Source organism: Variovorax rhizosphaerae, assembly GCF_037889975.1.
Lineage (GTDB): Bacteria > Pseudomonadota > Gammaproteobacteria > Burkholderiales > Burkholderiaceae_C > Variovorax > Variovorax rhizosphaerae.
The window spans coordinates 200,410-219,393 of the sequence record NZ_JBBKZT010000003.1; the positions used below are offsets into that span (position 1 = coordinate 200,410).

An 18,984-nucleotide genomic window follows, 5' to 3' on the forward strand; every position below is an offset into this window, starting at 1 on the left:
CGGAAATGAGTCCGGCAAAGCTCTGGCTGCGCGTGTTCTTCGCCGGCTTCTCCGTGATCGTGGCGATGCTCATCCTCACGCTCTTCACCACGGTGCCCTACGGCGACCTGTCGCGCCTCGCGCGGGTGTCCGACGACGAGTTCGGCTGGACGAAGCCGCCGCCCAAGCTGCCAGAGAAGCAGTTCATGGCGGCAGTGCCGCTCGCCGAGGCAGACATCGTGGTGATCGGCGACAGTTTTTCGATGACTTATGTCTGGCAGGCCGAACTCATTCGCGCCGGCTACAAGATGACGACGATCTATTGGGGCTCATACCGCGAAACGATGTGCGCCGACGTGCAGCAGTGGCTGATCGACGCCGGTTTCCGCGGCAAGCTGGTGATATTCGAATCCGTGGAACGCCTGCTGAAGGAACGGATGAGACTCAGCACCCAGTGCGCGCACATGACCGCGCCGTTCGTGCCGCGGCTCGACCCGCCCGTGGTGGCGCTGGCACAAAAACCGGGCTTCGCACTCAACTCGGGCGCCACGCTGGCGACTGGACTCATCACCTGGGACCGCACGCGACGTGCGCGGGCATCCCCCGGCGACATCGACTTCGACGAAACGCAGGTCCGCGTGGTCCCGGACGGCTGCGCGCTGTTCAGCAACCCGCTGTGCCCGAAGGTGCTCTTCTTCTCGCATGACTTCAAGGTCGGTGAACTCGACGCGAACGACTTCGAGCGCATGAAGGCGTTCAATGCGAGAAACACGCTGATCCCCTATGTCTGGATGGTGATTCCCGACAAGACCACCACCTACCTGGACCCCAACCATGGCAAGGCATTCCGCGATGTCTTCCTGCCAGCGAAACTCGGGCCGGATTTCTTCACGATGGCTTTCGAGAATCGCTACAAGGTCAAGGATCTCTATTTTCCGAACGACACGCACATGTCGACCTACGGGCAAGACATTCTCGGAAAGATGATGCTGCAAGCCGTGCGCGAGGCGCTTGGCGCTCCTGCTGCCACGCCGCAATAACGTGACAACCCTCTCTTCCAACATGAGCCCCGCCAAGCTCTGGCTGCGCGTATTCCTCGCAGGCTTCGCCCTCATCACGGCGCTGGTGGCCCTCACGCTGCTGACGCCCGTCCCCTACGGCGACCTGTCGCGCATCGGCCGCTTGTCCGATCATGAATTCGGATGGAGGCTCGAGCCTCCACCCCTTATCGAGAAGGACCTGATCGAATCGCCCCCGAACGAGGCCGACATCCTGGTCGTGGGCGACAGTTTCTCGATGACCCAGCAATGGCAAGCCGCACTGGTGCACGCCGGCTACCGCGTCACGAGCACGTTCTGGGCCACCTACGGCGAGGCGCTCTGTGGCGACGTCGACCAATGGATCGCCAAGTCCGGCTTTCACGGCAAGCTCATCATCTTCCAGAGCGTCGAGCGCCTGCTGGACGAGCGCATGCAGAAGGCGCAGGATTGCGCAAATGGCCAGATGACAAAGGAGTTCACCTCCAAGCCGGAACCATTCGTCCAGCCGTTCAGAAAGGTGCCCGGCTTCGAGCTCAACTGGTCAGCCAAGCTAACCAGCGGCCTGATCAGCTATCGAAACACCCGGCGGGCCAAGGAGGCCACGTCCGACGTGCTCATCACCCGGCAAACCATGGTCCGCCTCGTGCCCGATGGCTGCGAACGCTTCAGCCACCGCCTGTGCGACCGCGCCCTCTTCTACGCCGACGATGTCGACAACGGCCCGTTGACAACGACGACGCTGGAGCGGCTCAAGGCCTTCTCGTCCTTGCGGAAGACGCCCCTGCTGTGGATGGTGATTCCCAACAAGACAACGACCTACCTGAAGCCCGACTACTCCAGGGAATTCGTCGAAGGCTTCAACAAGCTCGGCGTGGGGCCGGACCTGTTCAGCCTGCTGCGCGAGCGTCGCCTCACGATGCGCGACCTCTACTTTCCGAACGACACGCATATTTCGCCGCACGGCCAGGTCTTGCTGGGCCAGGTGATGCTGCAGGAAGTGCGCAAGATTCTGCCCGCGCCACCGGGTACGCCACCCTGACGGGCTGTTGAAGCTATGATCCCCGCACTAGCCGCCACCCGACACGCGTGATCCTCTACGAGTACCCCTTCAACGAGCGCATTCGGACCTACCTGCGCCTCGAACACCTTTTTCGCCGGCTCGGCGAACTGGTACCGGCCGATTCGGCGCTGATGCACCACTACGCGCTCGTCACGATCTTCGAGATCATGGACGTGGCGGCGCGCGCCGACCTCAAGGCCGACGTGATGCGCGACCTCGAGAAGCACAAGCACGTCTTCAACAGCTATCGCGGCAATCCGGCGATTTCCGAGACCGTGCTCGACCAGGTCATCGCCCAGCTCGAGCGCCACTTCAACACGCTCAACACGGTGCCCGGCAAGGCCGGCCAGTCACTGACCGAAAACGAATGGTTGATGAGCATTCGCAGCCGCGCCGGCATTCCGGGCGGCACCTGCGAGTTCGACCTGCCGGCCTACTACGCCTGGCAGCATCACAAGGCCTCGGCGCGACGCACCGACCTGGAACGCTGGTCCTCCACGCTGTCGCCGCTGGCCGAATCGATCTATCTGCTGCTGAAGCTGCTGCGCGATGCCGACGTGCCCTACAAGGTGATTGCGGCCAACGGGCAGTTCCAGCAGACCTTGCCGCAAGGCCGGACCTTCCAGTTGCTGCGCATGCGCATCGACCGGACCCTCGGCCTCGTGCCCGAGATCAGCGGCAATCGCCTGATGGTGTCTGTGCGCCTCATGAAACTCGGCGAGGACGACCGGCTGCACCAGAGCAGCGAGAACGCGCCCTTTGAGTTGACACTCTGCGCTTGATCCTTCCAACTGCTTTTTTCAGGATGACGGACCCGGCGAATTTCAGCGAACGCATCGTTCGCTGCCCTGGCTGTGGCGAGGACACCTACTACTCGCCGCGCAACCCTTATCGCCCGTTCTGCAGCGCGCGCTGCAAGGGGCTGGACCTGGGTGCCTGGGCGAGCGAATCCTTCCGCGTGGCGGCGGATGCGCCACCGGACGACGAGCCGTTCGGCGACCCCAAGCTCCAGTAGGCGCTCAGATCGACGGCGTCGGCAGCCCGCGCTCTTCCGCGAGCCAGGCCAACACTGGCATGGCGCCCGGCAGGACCGGCGTCACCTCGAGCGGCAACTGCTGCCAGCACATGCGCTGGCCTTCGCGCATCTCGAATTCGCCGCTCCAGGCGTGTACCTTGCACCAGTGCAGGCGCACCAAGGCATGGGGATAGTCGTGTTCGGTGACCTTCCAAGCATGGGCTTCCGCAATCGTGATACCCAGTTCCTCGTGCAGCTCGCGTCGCAAAGCCTGCTCCACCGTCTCGCCGGCCTCGATCTTGCCGCCCGGGAACTCCCAGTAGCCGGCATAGGCCTTTCCTTCGGGGCGCGTGGACAGGAGCAATGCGCCATCGCCGCGGATCAGGACGCCGACGGCGACCTCGGTGTGCTTGCGCGCCTCCGTCATGACGCGGCGCGCCCGGCGTAGTCGCGCGCGAACTGGTACGCCACGCGCCCGCTGCGCGAGCCGCGCTCCAGCGCCCAGACCAGCGCATCGGCCCGCGCCGCCTCGATGGCCGCCGGCGCCACGCCGAAGGACGACAGCCACTGCGCAACGATCGCCAGGTACTCGTTCTGGCTGAATGGATAGAAGCTGACCCACAGGCCGAAGCGCTCGGACAAGGAAATCTTCTCCTCGATCACCTCGCCCGGGTGCACCTCGCCATCCTCGGTGTGGGTATAGCTGAGGTTGTCCTTCATGTACTCCGGCAGCAGGTGGCGCCGGTTGCTGGTCGCGTAGATCAGCACGTTGGCCGTCGACGCGGCAATCGAGCCATCAAGGATCGACTTAAGCGCCTTGTAGCCAGGCTCGCCTTCGTCGAAGCTCAGGTCATCGCTGAAGACGATGAATTTCTCTGGCCGGTTCGCGACGACTTCGACGATGTCGGGCAGGTCGGTGAGCTCGGCCTTGTCGACCTCGATCAGCCGCAGGCCCTGCGGCGCATAGGCCTGCAGGCAGGCGCGGATCAGCGAGGACTTGCCGGTGCCCCGCGCGCCGGTCAGCAGCACGTTGTTGGCCGGCTTGCCCTCGACAAACTGGCGGGTGTTGCGCTCGATCTTTTCCTTCTGGATGTCAATTTCCTTGAGGTTGTCGAGCGCCATCGCGGCGACGTGGTGCACCGGTTCCAGCACGCCATGACCGGTGCTGCGACGGCGGTAGCGCCAGGCGATGGAGGCGTCCCAGTCCGTGGGCGCCGACAAAGGCTGCGGCAGCACTGATTCGATGCGGGTGATCAGCTGTTCGGCGCGCTCGATCAGGCGCTGGAAGGCTTCATTCATGTCGAGGTCGCGCCCTCAGGAGCGGTAGTCGGCGTTGATGGAAACGTAGTCGTGGCTCAGGTCGCAGGTCCAGACCGTGTCGGTGGCGTCGCCGCGGCCGAGGCCGATGCGCACGGTGATCTCGCTTTGCTTCATCACGCGCTGGCCGTCTTCCTCGCGGTACGACGGATTGCGGCCGCCCTTGACGGCGACGTGTATGTCGTCGAGGTGCAGGTCAATGCCAGTCTGGTCGAGGTCATTGATGCCCGCGTAGCCGACCGCTGCCAGAATGCGGCCGAGGTTCGGGTCGCTGGCGAAGAAGGCGGTCTTGACCAATGGCGAATGCGCGACCGCGTAGGCCACTTGCCGGCACTCCGCCGAGTCGCGCCCGCCTTCGACGCGAATCGTGATGAACTTGGTCGCGCCCTCGCCATCGCGCACGATGGCCTGTGCCAGCAGGCGCGCGACGTTGCGCATGGCCTCGACCAGTGCGCGGCCCTCCGCCGACTCCAGCGAGGTGATGGTGGCATGCGCAGCCTTCTGCGTCGCGATGACCACGAACGAATCGTTGGTCGACGTGTCGCCATCGATGGTGACGCGGTTGAAGGACGAATCGGCCAGCAACTTCGCCAGAGGCTGGATCAGGGCGGGATCGATCTTCGCGTCCGTCGCCATGAAGCCCAGCATGGTCGCCATGTTCGGCCGGATCATGCCGGCGCCCTTGCTGATGCCGGTGATCGTGACCGTCGCGCCGCCGATCTGCACGCGCTGGCTGAAGGCCTTGGGCACCGTGTCGGTGGTCATGATGCCCTCGGCGGCGCGTGCCCAATGGTCGGGCGATGCATCGTCGAGTGCGGCCGGCAGGCCTGCCTCGATGCGATCGATGGGCAGCGGCTCCATGATCACGCCGGTCGAGAACGGCAGGATCTCCTCGGGGGCGATGTCCAGGTGGCGCGCGAGCGCAATGCAGGTCGCGCGCGTGCGGGCCAGTCCGTCCTCTCCCGTCCCGGCATTGGCATTGCCAGTGTTGATCAGCATCGCGCGAATGCCGAAGTTCTGTGCCAGATGCTCGCGGCACACCTGCACAGGCGCCGCGCAGAAGCGGTTCTGCGTAAAGACGCCGCTGACAGCCGCGCCCTCGTCGATCAGCACGACGGTCAGGTCCTTGCGATTGGCTTTGCGCACGCCCGCTTCGGCAACGCCGATGCGGATGCCGGGCACCGCGAACAAGGCGGCAGGATCAGGGGCGGTCAGGTTCACGGGCATGAAAGGATTCTCCAGAAACGCGCTTGTTAAGTTCCAGCAACACCGCGGTACGGGCTCCGCCAAACCGCTGGTGTTGCCCCTTGAATGGGGTCGGCCGAGCCTACGAAAGCCTTACTCAGCCCGGTGCCGGGACAAGAAGGCGTGAAAATTCCGTAGCGAGCGCGCCAGCCGGGAGGCCGATTCGCGGAGCGGAGCCGTACTCCAGTACGGTGAGCACCACAGGCCCGAGATCGGCGTTCGCAGCAGGAATATTCACACCTTCTCAGGTGAGCTTGCCGTGGCACTGCTTGTACTTCTTGCCGCTGCCGCAAGGGCACGGGTCATTGCGACCGACGCGTGCAAAGGCCGCGGCACCCGCGCTGAGCCCGCCGCCCACCGCCGCACGGCGAATGCTTTCCTCATCGACACGCACCTCGGCCTCGCCGGTTTCGGTGGGCGCCGTGTAGGTGATGTTCGAGATCGCCTCGGCGCGGCTTTCCATGGCCTCGGCGGCCTCGTCGAGTTGCTCGCTCGACTGCACGCGCACCGTCATCAACTGGCGCGTGACCTCGTTCTTGACCGAATCGAGCAACTGGCCGAACAGCTCAAAGGCCTCGCGCTTGTACTCCTGCTTGGGCTGCTTCTGCGCATAGCCGCGCAGGTGGATGCCTTGGCGCAGGTAGTCGAGCGCCGCCAGGTGTTCGCGCCAATGCGTGTCGATGCTCTGCAGCAGCACCATGCGCTCGAACTGGGTGAAGTTGTGCGCGCCGATCAGTTCGACCTTGGCGGCGAACGCGGCGTTGGCGGCGGCCACCACCTTCTCGACGACTTCCTCATCCGAGATGGCGGAAGCGGCCTCGACATCCTTCACCAGCGGCAGATCCAGGCCCCACTCGGTGGACAGTACCTTTTCGAGCCCGCGCAGGTCCCATTGCTCTTCAACGGACTCCACCGGCACGAACTGGCGCGCGAGGTCGGTGAAGCAGCCTTCGCGCAAGGCAGCGATCTGCGCCGTGAGGTCGCTGGCATCCAGGATGTCGTTGCGCTGCTGGTAGATCACCTTGCGCTGGTCGTTGCTCACGTCGTCGTATTCGAGCAACTGCTTGCGCACGTCGAAGTTGCGCGCTTCGACCTTGCGCTGCGCGCTCTCGATGCTGCGGGTGACGATTCCGGCCTCGATCGCCTCGCCGTCCGGCATCTTGAGCCGGTCCATGATGGCCTTGACGCGATCGCCCGCGAAGATGCGCATCAGCGGATCGTCCAGGCTCAGGTAGAAGCGCGAGGAGCCGTTGTCGCCCTGCCGGCCGGCACGGCCGCGCAACTGGTTGTCGATGCGGCGCGATTCGTGGCGCTCGGTCGCGATGATGCGCAAGCCGCCTTGCGAGGTCACGAACTCGTGTTCCTTGCTCCATTCGCTGCGCAGCTTCTCAGCTTCGGCTTCGCGCGTGGCCTCGTCGATATCGGGATTGGCTTCGAGCGACTCGATCATCTTGTCGACGTTGCCACCGAGCACGATGTCGGTGCCGCGACCCGCCATGTTGGTCGCGATGGTGATCATCTTAGGACGACCGGCCTGCGCAATGATGTCGGCCTCTCGGGCATGCTGCTTGGCATTGAGCACCTGGTGCGGCAGCCCCTCCTTTTCCAGCAGCCCGTCGATGATTTCCGAGTTCTCGATCGACGAGGTGCCCACCAGCACCGGCTGGCCGCGCTCGTAGCACTCGCGGATGTCCTCGATGGCGGCCTGGTACTTCTCGCGCGTGGTCTTGTAGACGCGGTCGAGCTGGTCGTCGCGCTTGCTGACGCGGTTCGGCGGGATGAGCACGGTCTCCAGGCCGTAGATCTCCTGGAACTCGTAGGCCTCGGTGTCGGCCGTGCCGGTCATGCCGGCCAGCTTGGTGTAGAGGCGGAAGTAGTTCTGGAAGGTGATCGAGGCGAGCGTCTGGTTCTCCGCCTGGATCTCGACGCCTTCCTTGGCCTCGACAGCCTGGTGCAGGCCATCGCTCCAGCGGCGCCCTGTCATCAAGCGGCCGGTGAACTCGTCGACGATGATCACCTCGCCTGCCTGCACCACATAGTGCTGGTCGCGGTGGTAGAGATGCCGCGCACGCAGCGCCGCATTCAGGTGATGCATCAGCGTGATGTTGGCCGGGTCGTACAGCGACGCGCCTTCTGGCAGCAGCTTGAACTCCGACAGGATCTGCTCGGCCTTCTCATGGCCATCCTCGGTCAGGAACACCTGGTGCGTCTTCTCGTCGACGGTGAAGTCCCCCGGCGTGATGATGCCCTCGCCGGTACGCGGATCGGCCTCGCCTTCCTGCTTCTTCAAGAGCGGCACGACCTTGTTGATGGCGAGGTACAGGTCGGTGTGGTCCTCGGCCTGGCCGCTGATGATCAGCGGCGTGCGGGCCTCGTCGATCAGGATCGAATCGACCTCGTCCACGATGGCGTAGTTCAGGCCGCGTGCGACGCGGTCCGACACCTCGTAGACCATGTTGTCGCGCAGGTAGTCGAAGCCGTATTCGTTGTTGGTGCCGTAGGTGATGTCGCAGCGGTAGGCCTCCTGCTTGGCTTCGCGCGGCATGTTCGGCAGGTTGATGCCGGTGGTCAGGCCCAGGTAGCCGTAGAGCCGGCCCATCCATTGCGCATCGCGGCTGGCGAGGTAGTCGTTCACCGTGACGACGTGCACGCCCTTGCCGGACAACGCATTCAGGTACACCGGCAGCGTGGCGGTCAGCGTCTTGCCCTCGCCCGTGCGCATCTCGGAGATCTTGCCGTTGTGCAGGGCCATGCCGCCCAGCAACTGCACATCGAAATGGCGCATCTTCATGATGCGCTTGGAGGCTTCGCGCACCGTGGCAAAGGCCTCGGGCAGCAAATTGTCGAGCGTTTCGCCCTTGGCGACTCGATCCTTGAATTCTTGCGTCTTGGCCTTCAGCGCGTCTTCGCTGAGCTTTTCGAATGCAGGCTCCAGGGCGTTGATGCGGTCGACCGTCTTGCGATACTGCTTGAGTAGACGGTCGTTGCGACTGCCGAAAAGTTGGGTCAGGAAGTTGGTGGCCATGAGTGGAGGATGGACGGGTGCCCGACAGTGCCGGGCACTGCGGCCGAAATCCCTAAGATATGGTGGATGCAAGTGGGCGCGCTTTGCGCAATTGCAAGAATTCAAGCTCGCCCGGCCAGCGCGAACGCCGGCCAACCGCGGATTTTAGCCCGCTTGCCGCATCCCCATCGCCACACGCCATGAGCACCCGATTCAACGCCGTCACCCTGCAGCAAGCCACCGAAGCCTCGCCGACCCTCGCGAGCCTGGCCGCCCGTGTGCGCGACACGAACGAGCGCCTGCGCGCGGTGCTCGACCTGATCCCGCTCGAGATGCGCTCGGCCATCCAGGCCGGGCCGGTGGAGGACGGGGTGTGGTGCGTGCTGGTGCAAGGCAGCGCTGCAGCCGCCAAGCTGCGACAACTGGTGCCGATGCTGCAGAGTCGGCTGAGAAGCAGGGGATGGGATGACGCCACGATACGCATCAAGGTGCGGACGAAGCGGTGAAGGTGGCCAACGAAAAGGCCCGGACGCTTTTGACGTACCGGGCCTGGATCTGGTGCCGCTTGTCGGAATCGAACTGACGACCTTCCGCTTACAAGGCGGGTGCTCTACCAACTGAGCTAAAGCGGCATGACTGCGAATTTTAACGGTCCGTGCGCTGGCGCACGGCCGGGTTGTCTTACTTGATGCGCTTGAGGGACGGGCGTGCGCCGCCGCCTGCAGGAGGACGAGGTGGTTCGTCCAGGTCCACGGGCCCGGTCACCGTGCCGACACCATCATCGGGCACGAGGTGCACCACCTTGCTCGCATCGCCCTCGCCGCCGCGCGCGGTGTCGCGCAACGGCGTGCGCGACGCAGGACTCGGGACGGGCAACGCTGGCATGCCAGGCATTGCGGGGGCCGGTTCGGCCGGCGCCGGCGCCGGAAACGCCATGCCCTGCCCGTTCTCGCGTGCGTAGATCGCGATCACCCGGCCCACCGGCACGCTGATTTCACGTGCCGTGCCGGCAAAGCGCGCCTTGAACTCGATGAAATCGTTCCCGAGCTTGAGCGAACTGGTTGCGTCGAAGCTGATGTTCAGGACGATCTCACCGTTCTTCACGTACTCGCGCGGCACCTGCACCGAATCGTCGACCTGCACCGCGACATAGGGCGTGTACCCATTGTCGGTGCACCACTCATAGAGGGCCCGGATCAGATAGGGTCGGGTGGAAGTCGATTCGAGGGCGTTGATCATTTAAAGCGTAGTTTGCCTAAATTTGCAAACTCTACTTGCGCATGACCTTTTCGGACGGCGTCAACGCTTCAATATAGGCCGGACGCGAAAAAATTCGCTCGGCGTACTTGAGCAGCGGCGCGGCGTTCTTGCTGAGGTCGATGCCGTAGTAGTCCAGGCGCCACAGCAAGGGTGCGATCGCGACGTCGAGCATCGAGAAGTTGTCGCCCAGCATGTACTTGTTCTTCAAGAACACCGGTGCCAGTTGGGTCAGGCGGTCGCGGATGTGCGAACGGGCCTTTTCCAGCGCCTTCTCGTTGCCCTTGGCCGTGCGGTTCTCGAGCGTCGAGACGTGCACGAACAGTTCCTTCTCGAAGTTGAGCAGGAACAGGCGCACACGGGCGCGGTCGACCGGGTCGCCGGGCATCAGTTGCGGATGCGGGAAACGCTCATCGATGTACTCATTGATGATGTTCGACTCGTAAAGGATCAGGTCGCGCTCGACCAGGATCGGCACCTGGCCATACGGGTTCATCACGCTGATGTCTTCGGGCTTGTTGTAGAGATCGACGTCACGGATTTCGAAGTCCATGCCTTTTTCGAACAACACGAAGCGGCAACGATGGGAAAAAGGGCAGGTCGTACCTGAATACAAAACCATCATGGCGAAAGGCCTCCTAAAAATCAAAAAGAGTGGGTCGCGTTGGCAACCCACTCTGCGGGACCGGGCGCAACGCGCCCGATCGGCGTTGGACTACTTGACGTCTTTCCAGTACGACGCATTGAGGCGCCAGGTAAAGAGCACGGCCATCAGCAGGAACAACAGCACCCAGACGCCAACGCGCACGCGCGTGTCCTGGGCGGGTTCGGCCATCCATTGCAGGTAGTTCACCAGGTCGCCGATGGCCTGGTCAAATTGCAGCGGCGTCATCTTGCCGGGCGTCACTTGCTCCCAGCCCTTGAACACTTCCGTCTCGTGGCCGTGCGCGCTCATCTTCTCGTAGACGGGGCGGCGGTCGCCTTGCAGCTCCCACATCACGTGCGGCATCGCGACGCTCGGGAATGCGAGGTTGTTCCAGCCGGTGGCCTTGGTGTCGTCGCGATAGAAGGTGCGCAGGTAGGTGTAGAGGTAGTCGGCGCCCGTACCACCGTGGCCGGCGCGCGAGCGGGCCACCAGCGTCAGGTCGGGCGGATTGGCACCGAACCATTCCTTGGCCTGGCGCGGATCGATGTTCGCCTTCATCGTCTCGCCGACCTTCTCGGTCGTGAACAGCAGGTTGTCCTTGATCTGTTGCTCGGTGATGCCGATGTCCTGCAGCCGGTTGAAGCGCATGAACGCCGCCGAGTGGCAGTTGAGGCAATAGTTGACGAACAACTTCGCGCCGTTTTGCAGCGAGGCGACGTCGTTGGTCTTGTTGGGCGCCTTGTCCCAGGCAATGCCTTCTTCATTGGCATGTGCGCCGCCGATCAGGGCAAACGCAGCCACTAGCGTGAGGATCAGTTTCTTCATTGTCTTCTGCTCCTGCCTCAGTGCGCGTGAAAGACCACGCGGTCGGGTACAGGCTTGAATTCACCCAGGCGACTCCACACCGGCATCAACAGGAAGAAGCCGAAGTACAGGAGCGTGCCGATCTGCGAGATGGTCTGCGCGATGTCGAGCGAGAACAGCCACGGCGGCAAGGTTCCCCAGACACCCGGCGCCTTGATCCCCAGGTAGCCCAGGATCAGGAAGAAGAACACGAAGGCGCCATACACATACTTGTGCCAGCTTGGGCGGTAGCGGATCGACTTGACCGCGCTCTTGTCCAGCCAGGGCAGGAAGAACAGGATGATGACCGAGCCGCCCATCACAACGACGCCCCAGAACTTGGCATCGAAGACGTTGAGCAGGTAGATGGCAACCACCGCGACCACGGCGGTCGCGATCTTCAGGCCCATGCCCATCTTGCCCTTGACGAACGCATAGACCGCTGCAAGCGCCACGATCAGCGAGAACACCTTGATCATGTCATCGGTGGTCGCACGCAGCATCGAATAGAAGGGTGTGAAGTACCAGACTGGCGCAATGTGATTCGGCGTCTTCAGCGAGTCGGCCGGGATGAAGTTGTTGTACTCCAGGAAGTAGCCGCCAGCCTCTGGCGCGAAGAAGATCACTGCCGAGAACACGGTCAGGAACACCACCACGCCGAAGATGTCGTGCACCGTGTAGTACGGATGCGAGGGGATGCCGTCGAGCGGATGACCATCGGCACCACGCTTGGCCTTGATCTCGATGCCGTCGGGGTTGTTGGAGCCGACTTCATGCAGGGCGATCAAGTGCGCCACGACCAGGCCCAGCAGCACCAACGGCACGGCGATGACGTGGAAGCTGAAGAAGCGGTTCAGCGTGGCGTCGCTCACGACGTAGTCGCCACGGATCAGCAGGGCCAGGTCAGGACCCACGAAAGGCACGGCGGCGAACAGGTTCACGATCACCTGCGCGCCCCAGTAGCTCATCTGACCCCAGGGCAACAGGTAGCCCATGAAGGCCTCGGCCATCAGGCACAGGAAGATCGCGCAGCCGAACACCCAGATCAGTTCGCGCGGCTTGCGATAGCTGCCGTACATGAGCCCGCGGAACATGTGAAGGTACACGACGATGAAGAAGGCCGATGCACCCGTCGAGTGGATGTAGCGGATCAGCCAGCCCCAGGGCACGTCGCGCATGATGTACTCGACCGAGGCGAACGCCTGCGCCGCATCGGGCTTGTAGTGCATCACCAGGAAGATGCCGGTCACGATCTGGATCACGAGGACCAGCATCGCGAGCGAGCCGAAGATGTACCAGAAGTTGAAGTTCTTCGGCGCGTAGTACTGGCCCCACTGGTCGTTCCAGAGCTTGGTCAGGGGAAAGCGATTGTCGACCCAGTTGAGGAGCTTGGCGCTGCCCGGGGCGTTGGGGGAGATTTCCTTGAATTCAGCCATGTTCTTCTTGTGCCTCAGGCTTTCTTGTCTTCGCCGATCAGCAGGCGCGTGTCCGAGAGATACATGTGCGGCGGCACCGGCAGGTTGTCGGGCGCAGGCTTGTTCTTGAACACACGGCCGGCCAGGTCGAAGGTCGAGCCATGGCAGGGGCACAGGAAACCGCCTTCCCAGTCATTGGGTAGCGAAGGTTGCGGGCCGGCCTGCAGGCGGTCGACCGGGGAGCAACCGAGGTGGGTGCAGATACCGACCACGACCAGCACTTCAGGCTTGATCGAACGGTGCTCGTTCTGCGCGTACTTGGGCGTGAACTCGTCGGGATGACGCTTGGATTGAGGGTCAGCCAATTGGCCATCGAGCTTCGGCAACTCGGCGACCTGGGCGGGGGTGCGCTTGAGGATCCAGACCGGCTTGCCACGCCATTCGACGGTCATCTTCTCGCCGACCTTCAGGGCACCGATGTCGACTTCGACCGGAGCACCGGCGGCCTTGGCCTTTTCCGAGGGTTCGAAGGTGCTGACGAACGGAATTGCAGTGGCCACGCCGCCCACGGCGCCTGCGCAGCCGGATGCGATCAACCATGTCCGCTTGCTGGTGTCGACCCTGGGGCTGCCGACGGGGATGTCACTCATGGGGGTCCTCAAATCTTCGCGGGATGCTTCGGTCAACCCGGGATTGTAGCGGAGCGTTAGAGGCCGATTCAACGATGCAAAAGCGTTGAGTGGGTGGTGCGCGCGCCGCATTGCGCCTAGTATTCGGCCAGTTTCAACAACCAGTAGAGAGGACAGTCCACATGAGCGTTTTGAAGGAATTCCGCGAGTTCGCGGTGAAGGGAAATGTCATTGATCTGGCCGTTGGCGTGATCATTGGCGGTGCCTTCGGAAAGATTGTCGACTCGCTCGTCGCGGACATCATCATGCCGTTGGTGGGCATGGTGTTCGGCAAGCTGGATTTCTCCAATCTCTATGTCGTGCTCGGCACGCCGCCGGCAGGCGTGGCCAATACGCTGGCCGACCTGAAGAAGGCTGGCGTGCCGGTGCTGGCATACGGCAACTTCATCACCATCGCGGTGAACTTCGTCATCCTGGCCTTCATCATCTTCATGATGGTCAAGCAGATCAATCGCTTGCGGAACACCGAAGAGGCCGCGCCCGAAGCACCCGCAGCACCGGCCGAGGACATCGTGCTGCTGCGCGAAATCCGCGACAGCCTCAACCGTCGGTGATCGGGGCGGAAGCCAGCACTCGCGCCATGCGAATGGCCGCGAGCAGACTGGCAGGATCTGCGATGCCCTTGCCGGCAATATCGAAGGCGGTACCGTGATCGGGGCTGGTGCGCACCAGCGGCAACCCCAGCGTCACGTTCACGCCCTGCTCCACACCGAGGTACTTCACCGGGATCAGGCCCTGGTCGTGGTACATCGCGATCACGACATCGAACTCACCGGTGCGCGCGCGCATGAAGACGGTGTCGGGAGCGTAGGGGCCATGGGCATCGATGCCCTCGGCACAGGCCGCCGCGATGGCGGGTCCGATGATCTCTCTTTCTTCCGATCCGAAGAGGCCGCCCTCCCCTGCATGGGGGTTGAGACCGGCCACTGCGATCCGGGGACCCTTTCCCAGCGCGGCGCTGAGGGCTGCGTGCGTGATGCGCAAGGTCTGGAGCACAGCATCGAAGTCCACGGCATTGATCGCCTCGCGCAATGACATGTGGATGCTGACCAGCACGGTGCGCAATTCGTCGTTGGCCAGCATCATGCGCACGGGGACGTCCGCCACCGGGCGACCCAGGTGCGCGGCCGCTTCGGCCTGCAGCAACTCGGTATGGCCGGGGAACGCGAAACCGGCTGCGTGCAGTGATTCCTTGTGAAGCGGCGCCGTGACAATCGCGGCAACATCGCGACGCAACGCAGCGCGCGCGGCCCACACGACCGCATCGCCGGCCGCACGGCCCGCTTCAGCACTGATCTGGCCCGGCACGACGCCCGGCAGCGGCGCGATGGCCTGCAGCACCGGGATGCAGCGCGGCGGCGTGTTGTCGGCTTCTTCGATGGATTGGATGAGCGCCACCGGCATGGGGGGACGACCCAATGCCTCGAGCGACTGGCTCGCCTGCCGTATCGTGGCCAGGTCGCCCACCACAAAACAGGCGCGCGTGAGTTCGGGCTCGTCGCGAAATGCCTTCGCAATGATCTCCGGCCCGATGCCGGCCGGGTCGCCCTGGGTGATGGCGATGGGCTTCACGCGGGGTTGTCGATGTCGATGAACTCGTGCTTCAGGCCGAGCGTGGCGGCCACGTGCGCGGCGACTGCCGGCGCGCCGAAGCGTTCGGTCGCGTGGTGTCCGCAGGCCAGGTACGCGACGCCCATCTCGCGCGCGTAGTGCGCCTGCGGTTCCGAGATCTCGCCGGTGATGAAGGCGTCGGCGCCGGCGGCGATGGCAGCTTCGAAGTAGCTCTGGGCGCCCCCGGTGCACCAGGCGATGTTCTTGATAGGGCGGTGCGTCGGATCGACCAGCGCCACCGGCCGCTTGAGCACTTTCTCGATGTGCAGCGACAAGGCCGTGGCGCTCGAGAATCCTTCGCCATCGATGCGTCCGCCGAGGAACCCGAGATCCTGCTCGCCAAAGCGACCCGCCGACCCGGCGTGCGCGATCAATCCGAGTTGCAGCCCGAGTTGCGCGTTGTTGCCCAGTTCCGGATGCGCGTCGAGCGGCAGGTGGTAGGCGAACAGGTTGACGTCGTCCCCCAGCAGCAGGCCGAGCCGCTGCCGCATCCAGCCGGTCACGCGGCCGTCCTGGCCGCGCCAGAACAAGCCGTGGTGCACGAAGATCGCGTCGGCGTCCGCATGGATCGCCGCCTCGATCAGCGCGCGGCTCGCGGTGACGCCGGAGACGATCTTGCGCACGGTGGTGCGTCCTTCCACTTGCAGGCCGTTCGGCGCGTAGTCCTTGAAACGACTCGGCGCCAGCAAGATGTCCAGCGCGTGCAACAGTTCGTGGCGAGTGGTGCTCATGCCGCGATTGTGGCCCCGTCTTGGCCCGAGGTGCAGCCGCCCGGCAGGTCATCGCACGAAGGCTGTTGGGGGACAATGCCGGATACGTGTGCCGGCGATGCCGGCCACCCTTGCACAACCTCACCGTCCCTGCTTTTCAATGAAACGCACCTGGCTGCTCTTTGCCCAAACCGTGACCGTCCTGCTGGCGGCCTATTTCGTTGTCGCCACGCTCAAGCCCGAGTGGCTGAACCGACGCGCCTCGCTGGGCGGGCAGGTTTCCGTGATCGAGGCGCCCGCGGGGCTGGCCCAGGCCGTTTCGCCCGGCAGCCTCAGCGCCGCCGCGAAGAAGGCGTCCCCGGCCGTGGTGAGCATCAACACCAGCAAGGCGGCCCAGCGCAACCCGCGCAGCAACGATCCGTGGTTCCGATTTTTCTTCGGCGACCAGGGCGAGGAACAGCCGCAAGTGGGGCTCGGCAGCGGCGTGATCGTCAGCGGCGATGGCTACATCCTCACCAATAACCATGTCGTGGAGGGGGCCGACGAAATCGAGGTCACGCTCAACGACAGCCGGCACGTTCCCGCCAAGGTGGTCGGCACCGATCCGGACACCGACCTCGCGGTGCTGAAGGTCGACCTGGACAAACTCCCCGTCATCGTCCTCGGCAATTCCGACGCGCTCCAGGTCGGCGACCAGGTGCTGGCGATCGGCAACCCCTTCGGCGTCGGGCAGACGGTGACGAGCGGCATCGTCTCCGCGCTCGGGCGCAATCAACTCGGCATCAACACCTTCGAGAACTTCATCCAGACCGATGCAGCCATCAACCCCGGCAATTCGGGCGGCGCGTTGGTGGACGTTGCCGGCAACCTGGAAGGCATCAACACGGCGATCTATTCGCGCTCCGGCGGCAGCATGGGGATCGGATTCGCGATTCCGGTCTCCACCGCCAAGCTGGTGCTGGAAGACATCGTGCGCGACGGCAAAGTCACGCGCGGCTGGATCGGCGTGGAGCCGAACGAACTCTCCCCGGAACTGGCGGAAACTTTTGGTGTGAAGGCCTCCAAGGGCGTGATCATCACCGGCGTGCTGCAGGCCGGCCCGGCGGCCAGGGCCGGCATCCGGCCCGGCGACGTGATCACCGGCGTGGGCGAGAAGAAGGTCGACAACGTGCAGGAACTGCTGACCGCCGTGGCCGGACTCAAGCCCGGCACCGCGGCGCGATTTGCGCTGCAGCGCGGCAGCGACAAGCTGGAACTCGACGTGACATCTGGCCAACGGCCCAAAACCTCGCCGCGCCGCGTTCCGCAGCAGCGGGAACAGGAATAGCCAGGAAGCGAATCAGGGCGTCGGCGTGTCGGCGCTCTCGTCGGGCGCCTTGGAATGCCGCACGAAGTACTTGGCGCCGACGATGCCGACTTCGTAGAGCAGGCACATCGGGATGGCCAGCGCCAGTTGCGACACCACGTCGGGCGGTGTCAGCACGGCCGCCACGACGAAGGCGATGACGATGAAGTAGCCGCGAAACGAGCGCAGCTTCTCGACCGTGACCATCTCGAAGCGCACCAGCAGCATGACCACGATCGGCACCTGGAACGCCACGCCGAAGGCGATGTAGAGCGACAGGATGGCCTCCACGTACGACGCGATGTCCGGCGTGGCCTGCACCGACGGTGGGGCAAAGCGCTGGATGAAGGTGAACATCTTGTCCAGCACGAAGAACTGCACGAACGCAATGCCTATATAGGCCAGCAGGCTGCCGAAGCAGATCAGGGGCAAGGCAAAGCGCTTTTCATGGCTGTAGAGTCCCGGCGCCACGAACATCCAGATCTGGTACATGAGCCAGGGCAGCGCCAGCAGCACCGCCGTCATGCCCAGCACCTTGAGCGGCACGAAGAAGGGCGAGAACACACCGATGGCGATGAGCTTCGCCCCCTCGGGCATGTGGGCGCGGATCGGGACCGCGATGAAGTCGATCAGCCCGCTCGGGCCAGGCCAGATGGCCAGCAATCCCGCCGCGACGGCCAGGCCATAGCAGCAATAGAGGAGGCGGTCGCGAAGCTCGACCAGGTGCTGCACGAACGGCTGTTCGGTGCCTGCGAGTTCGTCTTCTTTGTTGTTCGTGGGTTCGGCCATTGGGAAAGGTGCATTGACCGGTGCGGAGTCCGGCGCGCGCGGGCGCGGGAGGGACTCAGTTGATCTTGTGCGGGCGGAAACGCGCCACGCGCGCCGCGCCGGAGAGCGCCTTGGTGCGCACGCCGTTGCGCGACTTGTACCACTGCGGCGTGGCGCCCTGCTTCAGGCGCCAGTTCTTGCGTGGATGCTTGTATTCGGGGAAGACCGGCGTGACTTCGGACGACGCCGATTCGCTCTCGATGTCCTTGAAACTCTTCTCGATCGCGTTCGCCTCGCTGTGGATGCTGTGCTCCACCTCGCGCGCGGCGTCCTCGACGGTGCTCTTCATCTTGCGGAGTTCATCCAGCTCCATCGAGCGGTTGACCTCCTGCTTGACGTCATTGACATAGCGCTGCGCCTTGCCGAGCAAGGTGCCGACAGTGCGTGCCACGCGCGGCAGCTTTTCAGGTCCGATGACGATCAGCGCCACCACGCCGATCAGCGCCATCTTTTCGATGCCGAGGTCGAGCACGCGGTGTCAGGACTTTTGACGGGCTTCGACGTCGATCGTCGGCTTGTCTGCAGCGGCGGCGTTGGCCGTCACTTGCGCGGGGGGCGTTGCGCCGGCCGCGTCAGTGGCGGAACCGTCCTTCATGCCGTCCTTGAAACCCTTGACGGCGCCCCCGAGGTCGCTGCCCATGTTGCGCAGCTTCTTGGTGCCGAACACCATCACGACGATCAATAGCACGATCAGCCAGTGCCAGATAGAAAAAGAACCCATGGATGACTCCTGAAAATTGTTTCAAATTTTAAGCGGCTTGCGCCACCGTGGCCGCCGCACCGCCTGGACGGATCGAGGGACATGATCTCAGGTTCCTCATGACGCCGGCCCTCTGCAACGCATGACACCAAAGCGACCAAGGCGATGCCCCTTCGCGGGCACCCGCGCAACCGGCTGTGCCGGGCCGCGGGGTGCGCCCCCTTGAGGGGCTGAGGGCCGCGGCTCCAAGCCTGCCTGCGCAGGCTTGGACGGCCCGCAA

At 64.0% G+C, this 18,984-nt stretch carries 21 protein-coding genes and 1 tRNA gene; 7 read left to right on the plus strand and 15 right to left on the minus strand.

Annotation, left to right across the window (positions count from 1 at the left end):
• Positions 1 to 5: 5 nt before the first annotated feature.
• The 4 genes from WKW82_RS07525 to WKW82_RS07540 are packed head-to-tail and all read left to right on the plus strand — an operon-like array spanning position 6 to position 3,094.
• On the plus strand, positions 6 to 1,019 hold the full coding sequence (locus WKW82_RS07525) for an alginate O-acetyltransferase AlgX-related protein (protein ID WP_340341648.1): 1,014 nt from the start codon (positions 6 to 8) through the stop codon (positions 1,017 to 1,019).
• Positions 1,020 to 1,041: 22 nt separating this feature from the next.
• Positions 1,042 to 2,058 carry an alginate O-acetyltransferase AlgX-related protein gene (locus WKW82_RS07530; RefSeq protein WP_340341649.1) on the plus strand — a complete coding sequence of 339 codons (1,017 nt, stop codon included), beginning with the start codon at positions 1,042 to 1,044 and terminating at the stop codon, positions 2,056 to 2,058.
• A gap of 47 nt (positions 2,059 to 2,105) precedes the next feature.
• On the plus strand, positions 2,106 to 2,861 hold the full coding sequence (gene zapD, locus WKW82_RS07535) for a cell division protein ZapD (RefSeq protein WP_340341650.1): 756 nt from the start codon (positions 2,106 to 2,108) through the stop codon (positions 2,859 to 2,861).
• A gap of 23 nt (positions 2,862 to 2,884) precedes the next feature.
• A complete protein-coding gene (locus tag WKW82_RS07540) occupies positions 2,885 to 3,094 on the plus strand; it encodes a DNA gyrase inhibitor YacG (protein WP_340341651.1) in 210 nt (69 codons plus the stop codon).
• Positions 3,095 to 3,098: 4 nt separating this feature from the next.
• On the opposite strand, the gene WKW82_RS07545 is transcribed toward WKW82_RS07540, so the two are convergent.
• The 4 genes from WKW82_RS07545 to secA all read right to left on the minus strand — a co-directional run bounded on the left by WKW82_RS07545 (position 3,099) and on the right by secA (position 8,681).
• Positions 3,099 to 3,521 carry an NUDIX domain-containing protein gene (locus tag WKW82_RS07545; RefSeq protein ID WP_340341652.1) on the minus strand — a complete coding sequence of 141 codons (423 nt, stop codon included), beginning with the start codon at positions 3,519 to 3,521 and terminating at the stop codon, positions 3,099 to 3,101.
• Positions 3,518 to 4,393 (minus strand): ATP-binding protein, encoded by an 876-nt coding sequence (locus tag WKW82_RS07550; RefSeq protein WP_340341653.1) that lies wholly within the window; start codon positions 4,391 to 4,393, stop codon positions 3,518 to 3,520. Before WKW82_RS07550 ends, WKW82_RS07545 begins: the two co-directional genes overlap by 4 nt.
• Positions 4,394 to 4,408: 15 nt before the next feature.
• Positions 4,409 to 5,638, minus strand: a complete 1,230-nt coding sequence (gene argJ, locus WKW82_RS07555; RefSeq protein WP_340341654.1) for a bifunctional glutamate N-acetyltransferase/amino-acid acetyltransferase ArgJ — start codon at positions 5,636 to 5,638, stop codon at positions 4,409 to 4,411.
• 262 nt (positions 5,639 to 5,900) lie between these two features.
• The gene (gene secA, locus WKW82_RS07560) at positions 5,901 to 8,681 is read right to left on the minus strand and encodes a preprotein translocase subunit SecA (RefSeq protein WP_340341655.1); all 2,781 of its coding nucleotides are present in this window, start codon (positions 8,679 to 8,681) and stop codon (positions 5,901 to 5,903) included.
• 179 nt (positions 8,682 to 8,860) lie between these two features.
• On the opposite strand from secA, the gene WKW82_RS07565 reads away from it, so the two are divergent.
• On the plus strand, positions 8,861 to 9,166 hold the full coding sequence (locus tag WKW82_RS07565; RefSeq protein WP_340341656.1) for a hypothetical protein: 306 nt from the start codon (positions 8,861 to 8,863) through the stop codon (positions 9,164 to 9,166).
• A 50-nt stretch (positions 9,167 to 9,216) separates the two neighbouring features.
• Here WKW82_RS07565 and WKW82_RS07570 read toward each other — a convergent pair.
• The 6 genes from WKW82_RS07570 to petA form a co-directional block, all read right to left on the minus strand.
• Positions 9,217 to 9,292 (minus strand) — tRNA-Thr (locus tag WKW82_RS07570).
• A gap of 49 nt (positions 9,293 to 9,341) precedes the next feature.
• Entirely contained in the window at positions 9,342 to 9,899 is a 558-nt protein-coding gene (locus tag WKW82_RS07575; RefSeq protein ID WP_340341657.1) for a ClpXP protease specificity-enhancing factor, read from the minus strand.
• Positions 9,900 to 9,930: 31 nt separating this feature from the next.
• On the minus strand, positions 9,931 to 10,542 hold the full coding sequence (locus tag WKW82_RS07580; RefSeq protein WP_057596959.1) for a glutathione S-transferase N-terminal domain-containing protein: 612 nt from the start codon (positions 10,540 to 10,542) through the stop codon (positions 9,931 to 9,933).
• Positions 10,543 to 10,632: 90 nt separating this feature from the next.
• Positions 10,633 to 11,388 carry a cytochrome c1 gene (locus WKW82_RS07585; protein ID WP_340341658.1) on the minus strand — a complete coding sequence of 252 codons (756 nt, stop codon included), beginning with the start codon at positions 11,386 to 11,388 and terminating at the stop codon, positions 10,633 to 10,635.
• Between the two features lie 17 nt (positions 11,389 to 11,405).
• Entirely contained in the window at positions 11,406 to 12,842 is a 1,437-nt protein-coding gene (locus WKW82_RS07590) for a cytochrome b (protein WP_340341659.1), read from the minus strand.
• A gap of 14 nt (positions 12,843 to 12,856) precedes the next feature.
• Positions 12,857 to 13,471 (minus strand): ubiquinol-cytochrome c reductase iron-sulfur subunit, encoded by a 615-nt coding sequence (petA, locus tag WKW82_RS07595; RefSeq protein WP_340341660.1) that lies wholly within the window; start codon positions 13,469 to 13,471, stop codon positions 12,857 to 12,859.
• 161 nt (positions 13,472 to 13,632) lie between these two features.
• On the opposite strand from petA, the gene mscL reads away from it, so the two are divergent.
• Positions 13,633 to 14,064, plus strand: coding sequence for a large conductance mechanosensitive channel protein MscL (mscL, locus tag WKW82_RS07600; RefSeq protein WP_340341661.1), 432 nt, complete (start codon positions 13,633 to 13,635; stop codon positions 14,062 to 14,064).
• Here the strand turns inward: mscL and pdxA are convergent.
• On the minus strand, positions 14,051 to 15,082 hold the full coding sequence (gene pdxA, locus WKW82_RS07605) for a 4-hydroxythreonine-4-phosphate dehydrogenase PdxA (protein WP_340341662.1): 1,032 nt from the start codon (positions 15,080 to 15,082) through the stop codon (positions 14,051 to 14,053). The two genes, mscL and pdxA, sit on opposite strands and share 14 nt — an antisense overlap.
• Entirely contained in the window at positions 15,079 to 15,852 is a 774-nt protein-coding gene (locus WKW82_RS07610; protein WP_340341663.1) for a Nif3-like dinuclear metal center hexameric protein, read from the minus strand. Before WKW82_RS07610 ends, pdxA begins: the two co-directional genes overlap by 4 nt.
• 139 nt (positions 15,853 to 15,991) lie before the next feature.
• On the opposite strand from WKW82_RS07610, the gene WKW82_RS07615 reads away from it, so the two are divergent.
• Positions 15,992 to 17,158: a Do family serine endopeptidase gene (locus tag WKW82_RS07615; RefSeq protein WP_340341664.1), complete on the plus strand. Its 1,167-nt coding sequence runs from the start codon at positions 15,992 to 15,994 to the stop codon at positions 17,156 to 17,158.
• Positions 17,159 to 17,170: 12 nt separating this feature from the next.
• Here the strand turns inward: WKW82_RS07615 and tatC are convergent, their stop codons facing one another.
• Genes tatC through tatA form a run of 3 tightly spaced genes read right to left on the minus strand, consistent with a single transcriptional unit; the run spans position 17,171 to position 18,725 of the window.
• Complete coding sequence (gene tatC / locus WKW82_RS07620) at positions 17,171 to 17,965, minus strand: twin-arginine translocase subunit TatC (RefSeq protein ID WP_340341665.1); 795 nt, start codon at positions 17,963 to 17,965, stop codon at positions 17,171 to 17,173.
• A 55-nt stretch (positions 17,966 to 18,020) separates the two neighbouring features.
• Complete coding sequence (tatB, locus tag WKW82_RS07625) at positions 18,021 to 18,476, minus strand: Sec-independent protein translocase protein TatB (protein ID WP_340341666.1); 456 nt, start codon at positions 18,474 to 18,476, stop codon at positions 18,021 to 18,023.
• A gap of 6 nt (positions 18,477 to 18,482) precedes the next feature.
• Positions 18,483 to 18,725 (minus strand): Sec-independent protein translocase subunit TatA, encoded by a 243-nt coding sequence (gene tatA, locus WKW82_RS07630; protein WP_340341667.1) that lies wholly within the window; start codon positions 18,723 to 18,725, stop codon positions 18,483 to 18,485.
• Between the last annotated feature and the right edge of the window lie 259 nt (positions 18,726 to 18,984).

Coding starts and splice junctions, on each gene's coding strand:
- tatA (WP_340341667.1), bottom strand. CDS start 18,725: ATGGGTTCTTTTTCTATCTGGCACTGGCTGATCGTGCTATTGATCGTC.
- WKW82_RS07530 (WP_340341649.1), top strand. CDS start 1,042: ATGAGCCCCGCCAAGCTCTGGCTGCGCGTATTCCTCGCAGGCTTCGCC.
- secA (WP_340341655.1), bottom strand. CDS start 8,681: ATGGCCACCAACTTCCTGACCCAACTTTTCGGCAGTCGCAACGACCGT.
- mscL (WP_340341661.1), top strand. CDS start 13,633: ATGAGCGTTTTGAAGGAATTCCGCGAGTTCGCGGTGAAGGGAAATGTC.
- tatC (WP_340341665.1), bottom strand. CDS start 17,965: ATGGCCGAACCCACGAACAACAAAGAAGACGAACTCGCAGGCACCGAA.
- WKW82_RS07575 (WP_340341657.1), bottom strand. CDS start 9,899: ATGATCAACGCCCTCGAATCGACTTCCACCCGACCCTATCTGATCCGG.
- WKW82_RS07565 (WP_340341656.1), top strand. CDS start 8,861: ATGAGCACCCGATTCAACGCCGTCACCCTGCAGCAAGCCACCGAAGCC.
- WKW82_RS07525 (WP_340341648.1), top strand. CDS start 6: ATGAGTCCGGCAAAGCTCTGGCTGCGCGTGTTCTTCGCCGGCTTCTCC.
- argJ (WP_340341654.1), bottom strand. CDS start 5,638: ATGCCCGTGAACCTGACCGCCCCTGATCCTGCCGCCTTGTTCGCGGTG.
- petA (WP_340341660.1), bottom strand. CDS start 13,471: ATGAGTGACATCCCCGTCGGCAGCCCCAGGGTCGACACCAGCAAGCGG.
- WKW82_RS07550 (WP_340341653.1), bottom strand. CDS start 4,393: ATGAATGAAGCCTTCCAGCGCCTGATCGAGCGCGCCGAACAGCTGATC.
- WKW82_RS07540 (WP_340341651.1), top strand. CDS start 2,885: ATGACGGACCCGGCGAATTTCAGCGAACGCATCGTTCGCTGCCCTGGC.
- WKW82_RS07610 (WP_340341663.1), bottom strand. CDS start 15,852: ATGAGCACCACTCGCCACGAACTGTTGCACGCGCTGGACATCTTGCTG.
- WKW82_RS07590 (WP_340341659.1), bottom strand. CDS start 12,842: ATGGCTGAATTCAAGGAAATCTCCCCCAACGCCCCGGGCAGCGCCAAG.
- WKW82_RS07545 (WP_340341652.1), bottom strand. CDS start 3,521: ATGACGGAGGCGCGCAAGCACACCGAGGTCGCCGTCGGCGTCCTGATC.
- WKW82_RS07580 (WP_057596959.1), bottom strand. CDS start 10,542: ATGATGGTTTTGTATTCAGGTACGACCTGCCCTTTTTCCCATCGTTGC.
- WKW82_RS07585 (WP_340341658.1), bottom strand. CDS start 11,388: ATGAAGAAACTGATCCTCACGCTAGTGGCTGCGTTTGCCCTGATCGGC.
- WKW82_RS07615 (WP_340341664.1), top strand. CDS start 15,992: ATGAAACGCACCTGGCTGCTCTTTGCCCAAACCGTGACCGTCCTGCTG.